Origin of the sequence: Sanguibacteroides justesenii (genome assembly GCF_003204205.1) — a bacterium.
GTDB lineage: Bacteria > Bacteroidota > Bacteroidia > Bacteroidales > Marinifilaceae > Gabonibacter > Gabonibacter massiliensis.
Genome location: NZ_QJPL01000004.1, coordinates 339,501 through 360,019, shown reverse-complemented (window position 1 = coordinate 360,019; position 20,519 = coordinate 339,501). Strand labels below are relative to the sequence as shown.

Sequence of the window (20,519 nt, the reverse complement as noted above, 5' to 3'; positions counted from 1 at the left end):
AGGTTCTCTTTTAGGGGTTCGTTAAAATTAATGAGGTTAGGACCCGATTGTTTATATTAAATTTGTATTTTTGCAAAATTGAAAAATGATCGGTGGCGGGTGTAAGGTAGAGTTGTCGGTCATGAAATGAGAATCATTCACGTAAAAAGGATAAAGATGAGAATAGCTGTCGTTGGAACCGGTTATGTAGGATTAGTATCCGGTACATGTTTAGCGGAAACCGGAATTACGGTGACGTGTGTCGATGTAGACCGGGCTAAGATAGAGTTGTTGAACAATGGAGGTATTCCTATTTTTGAGCCAGGATTGGCAGAGTTGGTGGTTCGTAACCAGAGTGACGGACGTCTTTTTTTTACGACCTCATTGAGAGAGGCATTGAAAGATGCCGACGCTGTATTTATCGCTGTCGGTACTCCGCCGGACGAGGATGGAAGTGCTGATTTGAAATATGTATTGGGAGTAGCGCGGGAGATAGGTGAAATTATCGATGATTATATTGTGGTTGTTACGAAATCGACGGTTCCTGTGGGGACGAACATGAAGGTAAAGGCCACGATAAAAGAGGCTTTGCAAAAACGAAAGGTATCCGTACCTTTCGATGTGGCTTCCAATCCCGAGTTTTTGAAAGAGGGTGATGCTGTTAATGATTTCATTTCTCCTGACCGGGTGGTGATCGGCGTTGAGAGCGAAAGGGCCAAACGGGTGATGGAGCGTTTGTACCACGTGTTTATCTTAAATAATACGCCGATCTATTTTATGGATATTCCTTCGGCGGAGATGACTAAATATGCTGCCAACTCCATGTTGGCGACCCGAATTTCATTTATGAATGATATTGCGAATTTGTGTGAGATCGTGGGGGCGGATGTCGAGGCTGTAAAGAAAGGGATAGGTAGTGACAGCCGTATCGGTAAAAAGTTTTTGAATGCGGGTTGCGGTTATGGAGGTTCTTGTTTCCCTAAAGATGTGAAGGCGTTGATTAAGACGGGAGATGAAAACGGACATAGTTTAGAATTATTGAAGGCTGTGGAGAGAGTGAACGAGAGGCAAAAAGAGGTGTTGTTTAAAAAAGTAATAGCTCATTTCGGTCCGGATTTGAAAGGTAAACGTTTTGCCGTGTGGGGATTGTCTTTTAAGCCTGCTACTGATGATATGCGGGAGGCTCCTTCGCTGGTTCTGATCGAACGTCTGGTGGAAGCCGGAGCTGTAATACGAGCTTATGATCCGGTGGCAATGGAAGAGTGTGAGAGACGCATAGGGGCGAAGATCGAGTATGCAAGTAATATGTACGATGCGTTATCGGATGCGGATGCTTTAATTGTTGTCACGGAGTGGCCTGAGTTTAAGATTCCTAAGTTTACTTTTATTGAAAAGGCTTTAAAGCATAAGATTATATTTGATGGTCGTAATATATATAGTCCGGAACAGATGAAAGAGTTCGGTTATATTTATTATGGGGTAGGACGGCAAAAGTAATTCGTCGTCACAGGATGATTTGTTCGGGAGTATGAATGAGGCATCTTTGCTTCAAAGTTATGATTTATGGATAAATTGCGGATTTTATTTATTATAAATCCTATATCGGGTTTTGGCTTGGGTTGGGAAGTCCCTTATCGACTGAAGCGTATTGCGGCTTATCGTCAGGTCGACTATATGATACGTTTTACAGAATATGCCGGACACGCCAAAGAGTTGGTCGAGAATGCAAAACATGAAAATTATACGCATATTGTGGCTGTCGGAGGTGATGGTACGGTAAATGAGGTAGGAACGGCTTTATGTGGTACGGATATTGCTTTTGGGGTTATTTCTTTGGGGAGTGGGAATGGTTTTGCTCGTCATCTCGGATTCTCCTTGATGATGTCGAAGGCTTTAAAGCAATTGCTTCAAAGCGAGATCACCCGAATTGATGTGGTTGAAATCAATGGTTATTATTCTTTGAACGTAAGTGGGTTAGGGTTTGATGCAGAGGTGGCTCATTTTTTTAATAAAATGAAGATGCGGGGAATATTTTCCTATATTTATTCGATCGTCCGCATGTGGTTTCGTTACCCGAGTAAACGTTATCGTTTTAAAATCGGGGATAAGGTATGGGAGGAGGATTGTTTTATTTTAAGTATTGCGAACAGTTCGCAATATGGAAATAATGCGCGGATTGCTCCCAAAGCTTCTTTACGGGACGGGTTGTTTGACATATGTATTTTAAAACGGCCTAAATATTACCAGATACCCCGTTTTATATATTGTTTTATGAATTCTCGGATATCCAAACTGTCTTATTTTAGTGAAATACAATGTGCAGAGGCGGAGATCGAGGGAGATATATCTAAAGCCCATATCGATGGGGATCCCTATGTTTTAAATGTACCGGTAAAGGTGAGGATCCATCCGGGGGTACTGAACGTAGTTGTTCCTAAACTATCCAGAAAGAAGAAGATTAAAAGGAATGTTTAATTCATACTGTCCCGGAATAATCCGGTAGACAGCATCTAATCAAATTATTTTGTCGGTGCGGGGTCCACGTTCAGGTTAATCTGTTTCTCGATGAGTTGGTCCAAAGAGATAAAAGTTTCCGTTTTTGCTATTCCCGGAATATTTTGTAAGGTGTTGATTAATATATCCATAAGATGTTGGTGGTCATTGCATCTCAGTTTTATTAAGAAGGTAAAACCTCCGGTGATGAAATGACATTCGATGACTTCGGGAATATTTTCAATCTCTTTGACTACTGTTTTATAAGTATGAGCGTGGTCTAAGATTACTCCGATGAAGGCGCATACGCCGAATCCGAGGGCATCCGGTTTTACGATAAATCTGGATCCTTCAATAATACCGGAATCTTCCATTTTTTTCACTCTTTGGTGAATGGCAGCTCCTGATATTCCGCACTCCCGCGCTATTTCCAGAAAAGGGACTCTTGCATTTTTCACGAGATGCGATAATATTTTCCGGTCGATTTCGTCAATTTGATATTTTGCATTCATTTTATTGTGTATTATCTGTTGAAATTCAATACATTATATAGTTGCTTCCGTTGTTTGTAATATTGCCATCCTTCTTCATTGGTAATGGTCTTTATTACGCTGTCGATCATGTTATTGAAAATAGTTGCAAAGTCGTATCCTTCCGGCGGATAGATTTCCGGATTATGTATGTCGTTTAACTTGGCGATATACATGCGTGCGACCATTTCACTGGAAACATCATTTTTGTACATACCTTGTTGCATTCCTTTTTCAATATTGATTTTTATTTTTTCAAAGATAAAATCGGAACGTCTGAGCCGGTGTTTTTCGTATATCTCCGGGTAGGCTTTTGCCAATTTGAAAGTGACAGAAGGCGATACGTTGAAGAAGCGATCGTTGATTTCATTACCGACCAGCAATAAGATGTCGATGGCATTCCATCCTTCGAAATTGTATTTGTCGAAAATCTCTTCAAAACAAATTCTTTCCCGCTCAAATATAGAATTTACGATATCCTCCATATCAGAGAAGTTTTCGTCTATTTCTTCCCGCGTAATATTTACTTTTCGCAAATTCTCATCAGATAAATCAGTGCCGTACCGAAAGACGTAAGTTCTTAATTTCTCTGTAAGCAAACATTTCTTTTCAGTCATAAATGAAATCTGTTTTATGTTTTATGCTGTAAATATACGAAACAATTAAGAATTGAAATAATTATAGGTTGTAAATTATCATATTCTGACTACTTTTGTAGAATTAGTAAGAGTTTGTAAGTATATCCTATGAAGAAGATTATTTTATTCGTGTTGATGTTCAGTAGTTTTGTTTCTTTTGCCGCGGAGAATAAAACAAAGCTGGTTGTTGGTGTCGTGATAAGCCATTTTTATCCGGAGTGGCTTGAGTGGTATAGGCAGGATCTTTCTGCAGGAGGCTTTAAAAGACTCATGCAGCAGGGGGTTGAATTGAATATGAATTATAATTACGTTTATACTCAAACGGGAGTAGACCACGTCACCCTATATACCGGAATGCTTCCGGCAGAACATGGGATCGTATCCAAAATTTGGTATGACCGACTCCGTAGGGGAAGACAAAGTGCCGTAATGACGGGGGATTATTATGAGGTCGGATCTCAACAAGGGGATAGTATAAAAAGTTTAAGTCCTGACTTTATCCAAACCCTTAACTTAGGGAGTGCTTTAAAGATGAATAATGGTTTCTCGAAGGTTTATAGTGTGGCCATGAACGGGGATGAGGCGGTATTGAGCGGAGGGAGTAGTGCCGATCAGGCTTTTTGGTTTAGTGAAAAGACTGGAAAATGGGTTTCATCGACTTTTTATAAAGAGCGGTTACCGGAGTGGTTGATTCGTTACAACGATCGTATTGAGAGTGATTCTTTGGTAAACAGAGGGTGGATGCCATTGTCGGATGAAAGAAGAAGTGCTGCCAAAATCAAAAGTAAATTCGGATTGGCAAATTTGTTTTATTACGACCTTGTTCGGGCAAAAAGGGAATACAAGACCTATCGAGTTTTGAAGGCGACCCCGCATGCTAATACTTTAGTCTGCGCTTTGGCGAAACGATTGATTGCCGAAGAGAGATTGGGAAAAGATAACGATCCGGATTTGCTGGCCGTCAATTTTTCATGTTTGGATTACATGCACAGGGATTTTACCGTAGATTCGGAAGAAGAGAAAGATGCTTTCTTGCGTTTGGATAGGAATATGGAGGATTTGTTGACTTTTCTTGATCTTAATGTGGGGAAAGGAAATTATACCTTATTCGTTACTTTCTCCGAAATGCGGGAATTGATGCCCGAAGACTTGAGAAAGGTGAAACTGAATTCGAGTTATTTTAGTATATATAAGGCCGTAGCTTTATTAAAATCTTATTTGGGGTTGATCTACGGACCGGGAGATTGGATCGCCGATTATGATCAGGGACAGATATATTTGAATCGGGATTTAATCGAAAGGAAAAAATTGAATTTAAAAGAGATGGAAGACCGTATAGCGGATTTCTTGATCGATTTTGAGGGAATTGCAAAGGTTATTACTGCTTATTCACTAACACATACGGCTTTTACTTCGGGCGTGGATCAATTGATACAAAACGCTTTCTCTCATAAGCGAAGCGGAGACGTGTTGTTCTGCCTGTATCCGACCTGGATTTCAGAATTGAAAGAGATGGAAGATATTTATTTCCGGCATAGTAAGCGTCCGTTTGTCCCTCTGTATTTGTATGGAGCCGGGGTAAAAACCGGTTTGAAAGGAAATTTCGATATGGTGGATTTATTGCCTACTTTATGTGATATAATGGGAATACCTGTTCCTTATACCGTACGGGGGAATAAGATAGAATAAACGGTTCCGTTTTTAGGTCTCTCGGAGGGGGAGTTATTTCTCTTTGGGGGACGATTGTATTTTTTGGTATTGTATCTTCTTGATTCTCCGGTTATCCACTTCTTCTATCGTAAACTGATGATTTTTATAGGTGATGACATCTCCTTTTTGAGGTAATTCGCCTTTAATCTCCAGAATAAGTCCGGCTAACGTATCCGCGTCTCCTTCTATATCTTCAAAACTCTCTTCTTCAATATCGGTTATTTTAAAGAAATCGTTGAGTAAGGTAGAAGCTTCGAATACGTAAGCGCCGTTTTTACTCCGCGTGTAAAAAATCTCCTGTTCGTCGTATTCGTCGTTAATGTCTCCCACGATCTCTTCTATGATATCTTCCATCGTCACGATTCCGGAAGTTCCCCCGTACTCGTCGACCACGATGGCCAAATGGACTTTTTTACTTTGAAACTCTTCCAGTAAATCGTTGATTTTTTTGGTTTCCGGAACGAAATAGGCGGGGCGAAGCAAACTTTGCCATTTGAAATCGTTTTTTTCATCCAGGTGTTGCAACAGGTCTTTGACGTAAAGTATCCCGTTGATATTATCCAGGTTTTCTTCATAGACAGGCATTCGCGAGTAACCGTGTTCCGTAATGATCTCTTTTACCTGTTGGTAAGAAAATTCTATATCTATGGCGACTACGTTGATTCTGGCTCGGATAATATCGATTACGGCTATGTTTCCGAAACGGACTATACCTTCCAGAATGTCTTTCTCTTCATTAATTTCCGAGTCTTTCGTTAATTCCAACGCTTTCGAGAGTTGATCGATGGATATGGCATCTTTTTTTTCGATGCGGTTACTGATGATTGAAGTTGACTTGATTAATAAATACGAGAGCGGTCGAAATAAATGAGACAAAAACAGGAGCGGGCCGGTCATTAGAATAACCACCTTTTCTTGTGAACGATTCGCGTATAATTTGGGTATGATTTCTCCAACCAAAAGGATGATAAACGTAACTGCAATCACTTGGATAATGAAGCCCAGCACGGGATTTGCGGATAAATTGAATAAAGAATTAACCAGATAAGTCGAGAGTATGACGATTCCGACATTGACAAAATTGTTGGAGATAAGGATGGTGGCTAACAAAAGATTGGGCTTTTTTTGAAGATGGCATGCCTTATCGTATCCTTTTTCTTCCAAATGTTTTAGTTGAGCGGGCGATAGTGAGAAAAAAGCAACTTCCGAGCCAGAAATAAGAGCTGAACATATCAGCAGGAATAGTAAAATAATAATGAAAATAAGATCAAGCGTTCCAAATGAACCGGTAAAAATCTGCTCCGCCGGGGGAAAATAATCTGTATCCAAGGTTACTTTAATTGGTTAAACATAAAATCGTCCAAAATTATAAAAAAAACCGGAGGTTTAGCGCTTATCCCGTTAAAAATTCGGTTGTGCGGACGAATTTGTCCCAAGGTAAGCGTAAACCTGGATAAATTAGAAGGGAAGATCGTCGCTATCGTCCGAATTGCTTAAACTGCTTGGAGACTCTGGCATAGGAGGTTCCGGCGTTTTTTCATAGTTGTCCTGTTTGCGGGATAGCATTTGCATGGTATCTCCGTAGATTTCCGTCGTGTAACGTTTATTCCCGTTTTGGTCGTCCCAGGTACGTGTTCTAAGGCGTCCTTCAATATAAAGGGTCATCCCTTTTTTCACGTACTTTTCGGCAATTTGCGCTAAATTTCTCCAAAGTACAATATTATGCCATTCCGTTTGGCTGACACGTTCTCCGTTTTTATTATTGTATGTTTCCGTTGTAGCCAAGCTAAATCGAGTGACCGCAACCCCTCCTTCCAAGTACCTGACCTCCGGGTCGGCACCGACGTTTCCTATAAGAATAACTTTATTTACCATAATTATTTAAGATTAAATTTGACACAAATTACAAAAAATAGTTGATTAAAAAAAGTTTTTGACTTTGAGAAACGAAGATAATATTTTATCGTTGAAAATGAAAAACGGCTCGATGGATAAGATCGCGTTACGTGGAGCGGGAGACAGGCGGGTTGCAAAATTCACTATTTCAATCTGTGGAGTGAAAAAATATTGACAAAAAAGTCTAAGTTTGTTTCATTGTTTGTGGAAAAGATATATATTTGCAGACTGAAAACAGAGTTTAAAGAAATATATTATTGAATATTAAATATTTAAAGAAAATGACAAAGGCGGATATTGTGAATGAAATTTCGAGAACGACCGGAATCGAAAAAGTAGCTGTTCAAGCGACGGTAGAAGCATTTATGGAAGCGATTAAAGGTTCTGTTGTTGAAGGCAAGAACGTGTATTTGAGAGGTTTTGGAAGTTTTGTTGTGAAAAAAAGAGCAGAAAAAACAGCTCGTAACATTTCAAAAAACGTAACGATTAAAATTCCTGAACACTTCATTCCTTCATTTAAACCTTCAAAGAGTTTCGTTGTTCAAGTAAAGGAAAAAGTTAAATAAGAAAGGAGTGTAAGTTATGCCAAGCGGAAAAAAGAGGAAAAGACATAAGATGGCTACTCACAAACGTAAAAAAAGACTGAGAAAGAATAGACATAAGAAGAAGTAGTCGTTTGTGAGTTAAGAGATATAAACCTAAAGGCTATAGCCTTTAGGTTTATTTAGTATAATACGATTAATTGTTTTAGGTAGTGAGTACGGAGTTAGTCATAGATGTAAGAGCAGAAGAAATAGTGATCGCTCTATTAAAAGATAAGCGATTGGTAGAGTTGACGACAGAGAAGACTAGCATGAAGTTTGCCGTAGGAGACATCTATTACGGGAAGGTAAAAAAGATTATGCCGGGGCTTAATGCTGTTTTTGTTAATGTCGGGTATGAAAAAGACGCTTTTCTTCATTACCTTGATTTAAGTCCCCAATTCCATTCACTGGATAATTATATTAAACAATGTATTGCCAGAAGGGGGATGCCGGTTTCCAAATTGAAGCTGGAGCCGGAAATCAACAAGAACGGTAAGATATCGGATGTGCTTAGCGTGGGACAGTATGTTGCTGTTCAAGTCGCCAAGGAACCTATTTCGACTAAAGGTCCGCGTTTAACTTCCGAGTTGAGTATTGCCGGACGTCATTTGGTTTTGATGCCTTTTTCCGAGAAGGTGTCTGTTTCGCAAAAAATAAAATCTGTCGAAGAACGGAAACGTTTAAAACGACTGATAGAGAGTATACGCCCTAAGAATTACGGGGTGATTGTTCGAACGGTAGCAGAAGGAAAGAATGCGGAGTTGTTCGACAGTGAATTATGCGAACTCGTGGAGCGGTTTGAGACTGCTTTCAAACATATACGGGACATAGAACCTCCCAAGTTGATTTTGGGGGAGATCGACCGGACGAGTGCCATGCTTCGCGATATTTTGAACTCTTCTTTTGAAAATATTTATATTAATGATATTACGTTGAGTAAAGAGATAAAAGGTTATATCAGTACAATAGCCCCGGAAAAAGAGGATATCGTGAAGTATGTTTCGACGGATGTACCTATTTTGGATCATTTTGGCGTTGATAAACAGATAAAGTCTTCTTTGGGACGTACCGTCTCTTTTAAAAATGGAGCCTATTTGATTATTGAGCATACGGAAGCTTTCCACGTGATTGATGTGAATAGTGGTAACCGCACTAAACTTGGCGATGATCAGGAGACGAATGCCTTGGAAGTGAATTTAGCCGCGGCTGACGAGGTGGCTCGTCAATTGCAATTGAGGGATATGGGAGGGATCATTGTCATTGATTTTATTGATATGCAATTGGCTGAAAATCGACAGAAATTGTACGATAAGATGAAATCGGCCATGGAGATAGACCGTGCCAAACATACGATTCTGCCTTTAAGTAAATTCGGTTTAATGCAGATCACGCGTCAGCGTGTACGTCCCGAAATGACGGTGACAACGACGGAGACTTGCCCCGTGTGTCACGGTACGGGAAAGGCTGAAGCCGCGGTATTGTTGATCGATAAAATAGAAGATCAGCTGGAATATTTGATTGTTGAGAAAAAATACAAGATATTGAAGATCAAAGCGCATCCTTTCGTGGAAGCTTATTTGAAGAAAGGTTTTTGGTCTATTTTGAGAAGGTGGCGATTCAAATATTTTGTATCTATCCAAGTGATAGGCGTGCCTTCGTTTTATATTTATGAATATAAATTTTATAACCGTTTTAACCGGGAAATCGAAGAGTCGTGATTTGTTCAAATTTGGATTATAAAATATAAATAATTGTCAATATTTGACTTGTATGGTGTATGATAAGTGAATTTTTGCTAAGTTTGCAAAGTTCACTTATTTTATTTGTGATCGAGACATATGAAAATGGATGTTTTATATAAATGGATGTTTATGAAAAAAGGACTATTGGCACTATTTTTTGCTCTATGTGTAGGAAATATAGCGGCTTTTGCCCAAATGACCGAAGACCCTACTTCCTGGTCTTTCTCTAAAGAGAAAACCGGAGAAAATGAGTACGATTTAATTTTAGAGGCCACTTTACAACCGGGTTGGTCTATCTATTCCATGTATACTCCGGCTGGAGGCCCCATGCCGGTATCTCTGACTGTCGATGGGGTTGGAAAGGGCATTGAATTGGCAGGGGATGCGGTTGAAGGAGAACCGAAAAAGAAATATAGCGATATTTTTAAGGTAGACGAATGGTATTTCACGGATAATTATCGATTGGTTCAAAAAATTAAAATAACAGACCCTGCCATAAAGGAGGTAAGGGGAACGATCGAGTATCAGACTTGCCAGGATGGGGCTTGCGTACCGGGGGAGAAGGAATTTTCTATTCAGTTGGAGGAAAAGAAGGCTACAAATACTGCCGGTGCTCCATTAACGACTGATCCGACGAAGGATGATTCTTTGTGGTTGTTTTTTTGGCTGGCTTTCGTCGGTGGTTTAGCCGCTGTGGTCATGCCTTGTGTCTTTCCGATGATTCCGATGACCGTCTCTTTTTTTATGCATGGGGATGCTAATAAGGCGAAAGCGAAGGCAAAAGCGTTGTTTTTTGCCCTGTCGATTGTTGCGATTTATACGGCATTAGGGTTGATTATTTCAATCTTTTTGGGACCTGACTTTATCAATTGGTTGAGTACGAATTGGATTCCCAATATCTTTTTCTTTATCATTTTTATGGTTTTCGCCGCTTCTTTCTTTGGGGCTTTCGAGATCGTATTGCCCTCCTGGTTGGTAAATAAATCCGATAAACAGGCGGATAAGGGCGGATATATCGGCGCTTTCTTTATGGCCTTCACCCTGGTATTGGTATCCTTCTCCTGTACGGCTCCCATTGTCGGTACCGTTTTAGTGGAAGCCGCGAGAGGCTCAATCCTCCGCCCGATTATCGGTATGTTGGGTTTCTCGATAGCGGTTGCCTTACCTTTCGGTTTCTTCGCTTTTTTCCCGTCGAAATTGAGTAATTTACCCAAATCCGGCGGTTGGCTGAATTCGGTAAAAGTGGTGTTAGGATTTATAGAGGTTGCTTTGGGATTCAAATTTTTGATGGTAGCGGATCAGGTTTATCATTGGGGATTATTGGATCGGGAAGTTTATATCGCGATCTGGATAACCATATTTACCTTGCAGGGACTCTATCTTATGGGTAAAATAAAATTCGCTCACGATAGCGATTTACCTTATATCGGAGTGCCTCGTCTCGCTTTTATTATCTTGACGTTTTCTTTTGTCGTCTATCTGATCCCGGGTATGTTCGGGGCTCCTTTAAAGGCTTTAGCCGGTTATTTCCCTCCTCAGGAGAGTATCGATTTCGATATCAACCGGATTGTCAGGGAGAATGCGAAAGAGATAATGAAGAGTGGAATCAAGGTCGGGAATCCTGCTGATGTTTCAACAGAAAGTGTAAAATATTCGGACTTTTTGCATTTACCTCATGGACTGGAAGGGTATTTTGATTATGATCAGGCATTAAAAGCCGCTCTAAGTCAGAATAAGCCTTTGTTTATTGATTTTACGGGACACGGTTGCGTGAATTGTCGGGAGATGGAACAAAGTGTATGGTCGGATCCGAGGGTTTTAGAGATGTTGAAGAACGATTACGTGGTGGTTGCCTTGTATGTGGATGATAAGGCGAAGTTACCCGAAGAGGAATGGTATATTTCCGAGTACGACGGAAAAAAGAAAAAGACGTTGGGAAAAAAGAATGCGGATTTCCAGATAAAGAAATTCGATTCCAATGCTCAGCCGAACTATATATTATTGGACAGCCGGGGAGGAAACGATACGGATTTGAAACCTCATATCCTTGCTCCACCGCGGGGACATAATTTGGATCGGGATGCCTTTGTCGCTTTCCTGAGAAAAGGATTGGAAGAGTATAAAGCCCGGCAAACGGAAAATTAGACGATTCCCCCTCCAAAGATGCTCTTTGGAGGGGGAATCGATTCTCGTGTCAGAAGTAGAGAGAGTAAAATCCGTGGTTATTGAATATTCGCTATCTTTGCTCCCGTAATATATCACCGTAGGATCGATGGAAACAAATCCCGAACTGGAATTGGCGTATGACTTTTTGGAAAACACGGGCTTGAACGTATTCCTTACCGGAAAAGCCGGTACCGGCAAGACGACTTTTTTGCGTCGGTTGAAAGAGCGGACCCCAAAAAGGATGATCGTGGTCGCTCCGACGGGTGTGGCGGCAATTAATGCGGGAGGGGTAACGATTCACTCATTTTTCCAGTTGCCTTTTGGACCTTATATACCTGGGCTTTCGGAAGCGGTAGGCGGAGAAGGTAAAAAATCAAAAATCAATAAATTTAGTCGGGAAAAGATTAACGTTATCAAGAGCATAGATCTGTTGGTCATTGATGAGATCAGTATGGTAAGGGCAGATCTATTGGATGCCGTAGATGATGTGTTGCGTCGTTACCGGGACCGGTCCCGGCCTTTCGGGGGTGTACAGTTATTGATGATTGGAGACTTGCAACAGTTGGCTCCTGTCGTGAAAGAAGACGAATGGGCTTTACTGAAAGAACATTACCCGTCGATATTCTTTTTTTCGAGCAAGGCTTTGGCTGATACCCGGTTTGTGCCTATCGAATTGAAACGGGTGTATCGTCAGCAGGAATCCTTTTTTTTGGAATTGCTGAATCAAATACGGGAAAATAAGATAACGGCAAATGTATTGAATAAATTAAATGAACGTTATGTTGCGGGGTTTGATTCGGGAAGCGAGGAGTATATCGTTTTGACCACTCATAATTTTCAGGCAAAACAGATTAACGAGAGTAAGCTGTACGCTTTGGAAACGGAAGCCTATTCATTCAAAGCCGAGATTAAAGGGGAATTTCCGGTTTACGCTTACCCGACGGATGAGAATCTTGCTTTAAAAAAGGGGGCTCAGGTGATGTTTGTGAGAAACGATGCTTCCCCGGAAAAACGTTATTATAACGGAAAGATTGCAATTGTAACGGAGATCAATCGTAATTTGATCCGGGTGAAGGGAAAAGAGGACGGGGCATTTATCGATGTAGAGAGGGTAGAATGGTGTAACACGAAATATAGCGTGGATCCCGATACAAAGGAGATCACGGAAATTGTTGAAGGCAGTTTTTCGCAGTTTCCCTTAAAAGCGGCTTGGGCTATTACCATTCATAAAAGTCAGGGACTAACATTTGATAAAGTGATCATTGATTCCGGTGCGGCTTTCGCCCACGGACAGGTTTACGTGGCTTTAAGCCGTTGTAAAACCTTCGAGGGGCTGATTCTGAGAACGCCGGTAAATGTTCGTTCTTTAGTAAATGATACGACGATCGATCGCTTTATGACGGAGTTGAAAGAGCATCAACCCGGATCACAATTGTTGAAAGAGGCTCGTCGGGAGTATTATAAAGAGTTGCTGTTGGAACAGTTTGATTACGGTACATTGCAGCGTCGTTTACGTTATCTTTTTTTTCTTTTAGATGATAATTTAGGTCGTTTCTATCCGGATTTTGTTGCCAAATACCGGGACGCCAATGAACGATTTGCGGTTGAACTCTACCAGGTAGCCGAGCGGTTTAAAGGTCAATTGAAACGGTTATTGGAAGGGGAGACGTCTCGCAAAATACTCGAGGAACGGATCGTAAAAGGAAAAATATATTTTGAAGAGAGTACGGAGAAAATTTTGGGAACCCTATTGCTCCTGCCTCTACCGGAAATCGATAATAAAGAGGTACGGAAATCGATAGATAAAGCTTTGAAAAACCTGCAGGAGGAATTGAATATAAAGACAGATACATTAAGATCGATCTCTGACGGGTTTGATATAAAGTGTTATTTGATCGCTAAAGCCAAGGCTCGTATCGAGGTCCCTCAGCGAAAACAGAAATCGAAGAAGGCGGATGAGAAGCAGGAAGTTACTCGGGATATTTTGCATCCGACGTTATACGAGGAGATTCGGATTTGGAGAAAGCGGGAGGCCGACCGGTTGAAGCTGCCGGTTTATACGGTGCTTCATCAAAAAGCATTATTGGGAATCGCTAATGTACTTCCTACCAATTCGAAAGAGCTTTTGTCCATTCCGGGCATAGGGAAAAAGGTCATCGAACGTTATGGGGCCGTTTTATTGGACTTAGTCGATCGATATCGTTTTCAAGGAGATAAAAAATAGCGTTAAGATTTTACTTAACGCTATTTTTTTTATCTGTAAGAATCTTTTATTCTTGAGCCTTGGGTACGAACATGAGGTCTACCACGTCAGCGCCTTTAAACAATTTTTTTGCGAAATTCTGAATATCTTTCGGTTTTACACTATCGACGATTTTGTCGAAATTCTTCGGATCGTTGATGTTGATACCGGAGATGAAGTAGGTTGTCAACGCGTTTAACCAATAAGAATTATGTTCTTTACCTTGTTCGCGGTTTTTCTTCATTGTAGTAACCACTTTATCCAATTCTTCCTGAGTGGGTCCTTCTTTCATTAATTTGTCGATTTCCACGTAAAGAAGTGATTTCAGATGCTCTGCTTTATCCGGGTCGCAATCGAAACTCATGGTCATGCTGTAACTTTGATAAGGTTCTCTGGAAGAACCGGCATTAACGCCCACGCCATAGGTTCCTCCTTCTTTTTCACGGATATTTTCAGTATAGCGAAGATCTAAAATACCTTTCAGAATATTGTTATAGATGTTGTTTGCAACGCTATATTTCATCTCTTTGGAGTGATGGGTAATCACCGTTGTTTTCGGTGTTGTCAAGGCTATTTCGATTACTTTTTCCGTTTTGCCTTTCGGACCTCTAACCTTGTTATCTCTCCAAGTCTCTTTTCTGTTATAAGATTTAATGGAACCGATGTATTTTTCAGCCATCGTTTTTGCAATCTCCGCATCGATGTTACCCACGATGAAGAAAATGAAATCGCTGGCATCTTTGATACGGTCGCGGTAGATCTCTTCAATCTGTTCGATACTTACTCTGTCGAAGAACTCTTTGTTGACAAGTAAAGTTCTCGGATTGTAATTGCTCGTAATCAAATCTATTGAATCCTGCATTATTTTTTGCGGGTTCTTTTGCATATTGGCGATAGCCGCGTATTGTCTTTGCATAAGGGTATTGTGTACCTCTTTGTCGAAACGGGGTTTTTCAAAGCGCAGATAAATCAATTGCATCAGCGTTTCGAAATCTTTTGGAATAGAGCTACCTCCGACTGACTCGGAAAGGCTTCCTATGCTTACTTTTGAACCGGCTCGTTTTCCCGTGAGCAGCTTGCCTAAGGTAATATTGTCATAATCTCCCAGACCGTACGCTCCTACTAAGTCGGCCGTAACTTGTGCGGAAGCTAATTTATCCAAATCATACAAAGAGGTTCCTCCTTTACTATAAGAAGTGACTACAACCTGATCTTTTTCATAGTCGGCTTTGCGATAAACTACTTTCGCTCCGTTGGCTAAAGTCCACTCTTCTGCATCGAATTGCGGAAGTTTTTTAACGGAAACGATTTTGGCTCCCGGTAACTCTTCGTTAATCAAGGAGGACTCTGCTATTTGGTCTTTATACGGTTCGATATCGGATTTGTCTACTTTATCCATAACGGCTAAAGCTTCTTCTTTTGTGATATGAGTAGCTCCTTCCGACGGTCCTTGTACTACGATAACCATGTTTTGAGGTTTGATGTATTCCTGGGCAAGGGCGGAAATCTCCTCTACGGTAACGGTAGGAATAATCGTTTTCATGAAATTGTAGTAGTAGTCGAAATCTACCATAGGTTCACCTTCCAAAAAGTTTTGTTTGATTTCTTCAATATAGGATTCAGAAGAAATTTTATCCTTTTGTTTAAGAGCGGATTCCAAGCTTACCAACGTGTTGGTTTTTACTCTTTCCAACTCGCCTTCTGTAAAGCCGAATCTTTTTACTCTTTCATTTTCACGATAGATGGCTTCCAAAGCTAAGGCTTCTTCATTGGGTTTGGCTGTTGCAGACATGATATAGATACCCGTTCCTCTGACCATTCCGCTAAAACCGCTACTACCGTTGATGAAAGGAGGATTCCCTTTTTGCAGTAATTCACGGATCCGTTGGCTCAACATAGCATTATAGAAAGATTTCAACAATTCATTTCTCATGTATTGGTGATTTTTTTCTTCTTTAGGAGAGGTCGGAAATTTAATGTAAACGGCTACGGAAGATTGGGTAACTTCTTTATCGGTAGCGCATACGTAACGAATATCCTCGTGCGCGGGGACCGTGTATACTTCTCTAACAGCTGCATCTTTTACCGGCGGAATTTGAGAGAAAAGTTCGATGATTTTTTTCTCCATTCGATCCACGTCGAAATCTCCGACGACAGCTATAGCTTGTAAATCGGGTCTGTACCATTTGTGATAATAATCCCGTAACGTTTGGTATTTGAAATTTTTGATGATATCTAAATTTCCGATCACATCTCTTTCTGCGTATTTGGAACCTTCCAACAAAACAGGCATAACCTGAGCTCTGATCCGGAAACCGGGGGTTCTTCTGGTCCTCCACTCTTCGGTAATCACACCTCTTTCGCTATCGATTTCATCTCCTTCCAAAATAAGGTAGTGAGACCAGTCGTGTAATACCAGCAGACAAGTATCCATTAAGCCTTCATTGGTGGTAGGAACATCGCTGATGTTGTAAACCGTTTCATCTTGAGCCGTATAGGCGTTAATGTTACGTCCAAACTCAACACCGTGTTTTTCCAACATATTTACGATCCCTTTTCTGCCGGGGAAGTGTTTGGTTCCGTTGAATGCCATGTGTTCCAGAAAGTGGGCCAAACCATCCTGATCGTCATTTTCCAAGATCGCCCCCACGTTTTGGATGATATAAAAACTTGCTCTCTCTTTGGGTTCTGCGTTATGACGCACGTAATAAGTTAAGCCATTGGCTAATTTCCCTGTTCTGACCTGTGGGTCTAAGGGAAGCGGTGCTTTCATATCATATTGTGCGAATAAGTTTGCACTGATTAGTGATATGATGGCACACACGATTAAAAGTCTTTTTACCATACGAGTTTTTTTAATGTTTTAATGTTTGTGTTTGCAAATATAGTAAACACTGCTTCAATTGATATGAAAAGTTAACGGTTTAACGTTAATTTAGGGGGTAATTGTAAAAATAGGGAAAAATGAACCTGTTTTTCTTTATATAGCAAGATTTCTTGTTAATTATTTTTAATGTTCAACTCTGATTTTGCTAAAAGATAAGGGGATTATGTGACATTTCTTTGGAATTTCCGTATAAAGAAAAATAGATCGGAGAAAAATTATGGAATTAAAAATGGATTGGCATCGTTGGTTTTCCTGGCTTGATTTGGGAATTACGGATCCGGAGACAGCTCCTACGCTTGAAATCGTCATTCAGTTAATCGTTATCGTGATTATTGCGTGGCTTTTAACTTTTATTGCCCGGAAATGGATCGTTAAACTGATCGCCCAAATGGTTCATCGTACGAAAACGAAATGGGACGACATATTATTTCAAGAGCGTTTTTTTGAAAAATTGTTTAATTTGATTCCGCCTATTTTTATCGATTTCGCCATCCGGTTCGTATACGGGGATTGGGAAAAAATCGATACTTTCCATCATTTGATCGTTGTCTGGATATTGATTGTGACGGGATTTATCATGATAACCGCAATGGATGCGGCCAATAAAATTTATGAATCTTATCCGATTGCCAGAGACCGTCCGATTAAGGTATTTATACAGGTGGCTAAGATCTTTGTTTTCTCTGCCATTTTTATTACAATTATCAGTATTTTCATCGGAGAATCTCCCCGTAATCTCTTGGTCGGATTGGGTGCTTTTGCCGCGGTACTTATGTTAATTTTCAAAGACTCCATTTTAGGGTTTGTAGCCGGAGTGCAATTATTGGCGAATCAGATGATAAGGATCGGGGATTGGATCGTGATGCCCAGTAATAATGCTGACGGAACGGTGTTGGAAATCAATCTCTATACCGTGAAAGTGCAAAACTGGGATATGACGATAACAACCATACCGACTTACCAAATGGTTTCGGCTTCTTTTACCAATTGGCGGGGAATGCAGGAGTCTGACGGTCGGCGGATTATGAGATGGGTTAATATTGACATGCATTCTGTCCATTTTTTATCGGATGATGAGATTGCCGTCTTGAGAAAATCCGAGTTTTTGAAAGGATATATAGAGAGCATTTTACCTGAAATAGATAAAGCAAATGAGGGAAAGGAGGATATACTTGACGAAAGGCGTTTAACGAATTTAGGAGTGTTTCGACATTATGCCGTATTGCGTTTGAAAGCTAATCCGGATATTAATTTGAACATGACCTATATGGTACGTCAGCTTCAGCCGACTCCGACGGGAATTCCTTTGGAGATTTATTGTTTTTCCAAGAATAAGGAATGGGTTGCTTACGAGAAGATACAATCCGATATTTTCGACCACTTGTTGGCTGTGATTCCCTATTTTAATTTGCAAGTATTCCAGTATCCGAATCGAATTTTGGTAAATGAACCGGGTGAAATGAAAAGTTAGGTTGACAAGCTGGTATAATTAGATTTTTGTACTATTTTTGGAGGCTAAAAATAGTCGAATGAAGCGTAAAAAAAATTTTTGGAATAAGCTAAAAAACAGATATAAGCTGACCATCTTCAACGAATCTACTTACGAAGAGGTTATGCATTTCCGTTTGTCCCCATTGCATGTGTTCATGGCATTGAGTACGTTAGCGGTGGTTTTGATTACGTTGACGATCATATTGATTGCTTTTACTAATTTGCGGGAATTTATTCCGGGATATCCGGATCGGGCCATGAGGCGTCAGATTACTTTGAATGCTTTACGAGTTGACTCGTTGATGGTCGAATTAAATAAAAAAGACCAATTTTTTCAATCCATCCGCATGGTTATGACGGGGGAGGACGGAGATACCACAGCCAGGGTTACAACGTCTGTAGAGAAGATTAATCATGATACCATTGTCATGGGAACTACTCCCGAAGAGAATGGTTTTAGAGAGATGATAGAGGAGAAAGAACGTTTTAATCTTTCGTTGGGACAGATCTCTTCTTCTCCAGATGATTTTTATCATTTCTTCCCGCCGTTGCAAGGGATTGTGACCAATCACTTTGATGAGGCGAAGCGTCATTTCGGTATCGATCTGGTAACGAAACAGAATACCAATGTCGCAAGCGTGTTGGACGGAGTGGTCGTTTTTGCGGATTGGACGGTGGAAACGGGTTTTGTCCTGGCTATTCAACACAGTAGTAATTTGATTTCCATTTATAAACATAATTCCGTTCTATTGAAGAGGCAGGGTGATTTTGTCCGGGCCGGAGAAGTTATTTCGATTGTCGGGAACACGGGAGAAGAGACAACGGGTTTGCATTTGCATTTGGAGTTGTGGAAGGCTGGAAAGCCGATTAATCCGGAGAATTATATTAAGTTTAAATAGATAAAAGAGAACGTTCGGGATAGAGTATGTTTCCGGCGTATGATAGATAATGATGAAAAATATTGCAGTATTAGGTTCGACAGGTTCGATTGGAACTCAGACGTTGCAGGTGATAGAGGCAAATCCCGGACGTTTTCGTGTTGAGGTGCTGACTGCCAATAATCAGGTCGAATTGTTAGCTCAACAAGCCGTTCGTTTTAAACCGAATATGGTAGTTATTGCTAACGAGGAGAAATACGGACAATTAAAGGAGTTATTGGCGGATGAAGATATAAAAGTATACGCAGGGAGCGAGGCGATAGCGCAAGTCGTGGAGAGTTCCATTATCGATACCGTTGTCACGGCTATGGTGGGGTACAGCGGTTTATTGCCTACGATCCGGGCGATAAAAGCAGGCAAGACGATAGCATTGGCCAATAAAGAGACGTTAGTCGTTGCCGGCGATTTGATTCATGACCTGGTAACGGAATATAAGGTAGCCCTATTACCCGTGGATTCGGAGCATTCTGCTATATTTCAATGTTTAACGGGCGAAATGAATAATCCTGTCGAGAAAATTTTGTTAACGGCTTCCGGGGGGCCGTTTCGGGGTAAGGATTATGAATTCTTGAAGCGGGTCACTCCGGAGCAAGCTTTGAAGCATCCGAATTGGAAGATGGGGGCTAAAGTGACGATCGACTCCGCTTCCATGATGAACAAAGGATTTGAAGCAATCGAGGCCAAGTGGTTATTTGGTTTGAAACCTTCCCAAATAGAAGTGTTGGTTCATCCGCAATCGATCGTACATTCGATGGTTCAATTTACGGACGGATGTATCAAAGCCCAATTGGGAGTGCCCGATATGCGTTTGCCTATTCAATATGCCCTAACCTATCCTGACAGGATCGTTTCTTCATTTGAACGTGTCGATTTTAGCCGGTATTCCAATTTGACATTCGAGAAACCGGATCCGGTCACTTTTCGTAATTTGGGATTGGCTTTTGAAGCCATGGAAAAAGGGGGGAACATCCCTTGTATATTGAATGCGGCGAATGAGATTGCGGTCGATGCCTTTTTGAAAGAGAAAGTCTCGTTTACTCGTATGCCCGAAATCATAGAAGAGACCATCTCCAGGGTTTGTTTTATACAGAAGCCCGATTTGCAAGATTATATAGAAACGGATAGGGAAGGACGTAAAATAGCTGTGGATATTATTGAAAAATAGAGTTATACGGAGGATTTGTCGGGAAAATGTAGGAAATTAGACAGATGAAATTATTGAA

15 protein-coding genes are annotated in these 20,519 nt (G+C 40.7%); 10 read left to right on the top strand and 5 right to left on the bottom strand.

All coding sequences use genetic code 11. The features are described from left to right. Positions 1-156: 156 nt before the first annotated feature. Complete coding sequence (locus tag DMB45_RS08580; protein WP_059025582.1) at positions 157-1,476, top strand: UDP-glucose dehydrogenase family protein; 1,320 nt, start codon at positions 157-159, stop codon at positions 1,474-1,476. 66 nt (positions 1,477-1,542) lie between these two features. Further along, positions 1,543-2,454, top strand: coding sequence for a diacylglycerol/lipid kinase family protein (locus DMB45_RS08575; protein WP_041502598.1), 912 nt, complete (start codon positions 1,543-1,545; stop codon positions 2,452-2,454). A gap of 44 nt (positions 2,455-2,498) precedes the next feature. On the opposite strand, the gene DMB45_RS08570 is transcribed toward DMB45_RS08575, so the two are convergent. After that, positions 2,499-2,984 (bottom strand): Lrp/AsnC family transcriptional regulator, encoded by a 486-nt coding sequence (locus DMB45_RS08570; protein ID WP_041502599.1) that lies wholly within the window; start codon positions 2,982-2,984, stop codon positions 2,499-2,501. A gap of 11 nt (positions 2,985-2,995) precedes the next feature. After that, positions 2,996-3,619, bottom strand: a complete 624-nt coding sequence (locus DMB45_RS08565; protein ID WP_041502600.1) for a hypothetical protein — start codon at positions 3,617-3,619, stop codon at positions 2,996-2,998. A gap of 129 nt (positions 3,620-3,748) precedes the next feature. Here DMB45_RS08565 and DMB45_RS08560 point away from each other — a divergent pair, with 129 nt between their 5' ends. Then, complete coding sequence (locus tag DMB45_RS08560) at positions 3,749-5,329, top strand: alkaline phosphatase family protein (RefSeq protein ID WP_041502601.1); 1,581 nt, start codon at positions 3,749-3,751, stop codon at positions 5,327-5,329. Positions 5,330-5,362: 33 nt separating this feature from the next. Here the strand turns inward: DMB45_RS08560 and gldE are convergent, their stop codons facing one another. Both gldE and DMB45_RS08550 read right to left on the bottom strand, forming a co-directional pair. Next, positions 5,363-6,679, bottom strand: coding sequence for a gliding motility-associated protein GldE (gene gldE, locus DMB45_RS08555; protein ID WP_041502602.1), 1,317 nt, complete (start codon positions 6,677-6,679; stop codon positions 5,363-5,365). A gap of 129 nt (positions 6,680-6,808) precedes the next feature. Beyond that, positions 6,809-7,228, bottom strand: a complete 420-nt coding sequence (locus tag DMB45_RS08550) for a single-stranded DNA-binding protein (protein WP_200889844.1) — start codon at positions 7,226-7,228, stop codon at positions 6,809-6,811. Between the two features lie 281 nt (positions 7,229-7,509). Here DMB45_RS08550 and DMB45_RS08545 point away from each other — a divergent pair, with 281 nt between their 5' ends. From DMB45_RS08545 to DMB45_RS08530, 4 genes are all read left to right on the top strand, one after another. Continuing rightward, positions 7,510-7,812 (top strand): HU family DNA-binding protein, encoded by a 303-nt coding sequence (locus tag DMB45_RS08545; RefSeq protein ID WP_449415972.1) that lies wholly within the window; start codon positions 7,510-7,512, stop codon positions 7,810-7,812. A 188-nt stretch (positions 7,813-8,000) separates the two neighbouring features. Then, a complete protein-coding gene (locus DMB45_RS08540) occupies positions 8,001-9,548 on the top strand; it encodes an Rne/Rng family ribonuclease (protein ID WP_110688664.1) in 1,548 nt (515 codons plus the stop codon). A gap of 153 nt (positions 9,549-9,701) precedes the next feature. Further along, on the top strand, positions 9,702-11,717 hold the full coding sequence (locus DMB45_RS08535; protein WP_110688676.1) for a protein-disulfide reductase DsbD family protein: 2,016 nt from the start codon (positions 9,702-9,704) through the stop codon (positions 11,715-11,717). Between the two features lie 127 nt (positions 11,718-11,844). Next, entirely contained in the window at positions 11,845-13,962 is a 2,118-nt protein-coding gene (locus tag DMB45_RS08530) for an HRDC domain-containing protein (RefSeq protein ID WP_041502607.1), read from the top strand. A 46-nt stretch (positions 13,963-14,008) separates the two neighbouring features. Here the strand turns inward: DMB45_RS08530 and DMB45_RS08525 are convergent, their stop codons facing one another. After that, positions 14,009-16,825, bottom strand: coding sequence for a M16 family metallopeptidase (locus DMB45_RS08525; RefSeq protein WP_041505377.1), 2,817 nt, complete (start codon positions 16,823-16,825; stop codon positions 14,009-14,011). A 259-nt stretch (positions 16,826-17,084) separates the two neighbouring features. Between DMB45_RS08525 and DMB45_RS08520 the strand changes: the two genes are divergently transcribed. The 3 genes from DMB45_RS08520 to DMB45_RS08510 are packed head-to-tail and all read left to right on the top strand — an operon-like array spanning position 17,085 to position 20,461. Next, on the top strand, positions 17,085-18,338 hold the full coding sequence (locus DMB45_RS08520; RefSeq protein ID WP_041502609.1) for a mechanosensitive ion channel family protein: 1,254 nt from the start codon (positions 17,085-17,087) through the stop codon (positions 18,336-18,338). Positions 18,339-18,396: 58 nt separating this feature from the next. Then, on the top strand, positions 18,397-19,257 hold the full coding sequence (locus DMB45_RS08515) for a M23 family metallopeptidase (protein ID WP_041502610.1): 861 nt from the start codon (positions 18,397-18,399) through the stop codon (positions 19,255-19,257). A 52-nt stretch (positions 19,258-19,309) separates the two neighbouring features. Further along, complete coding sequence (locus tag DMB45_RS08510; protein WP_041502611.1) at positions 19,310-20,461, top strand: 1-deoxy-D-xylulose-5-phosphate reductoisomerase; 1,152 nt, start codon at positions 19,310-19,312, stop codon at positions 20,459-20,461. The last annotated feature ends 58 nt before the right edge of the window (positions 20,462-20,519 follow it).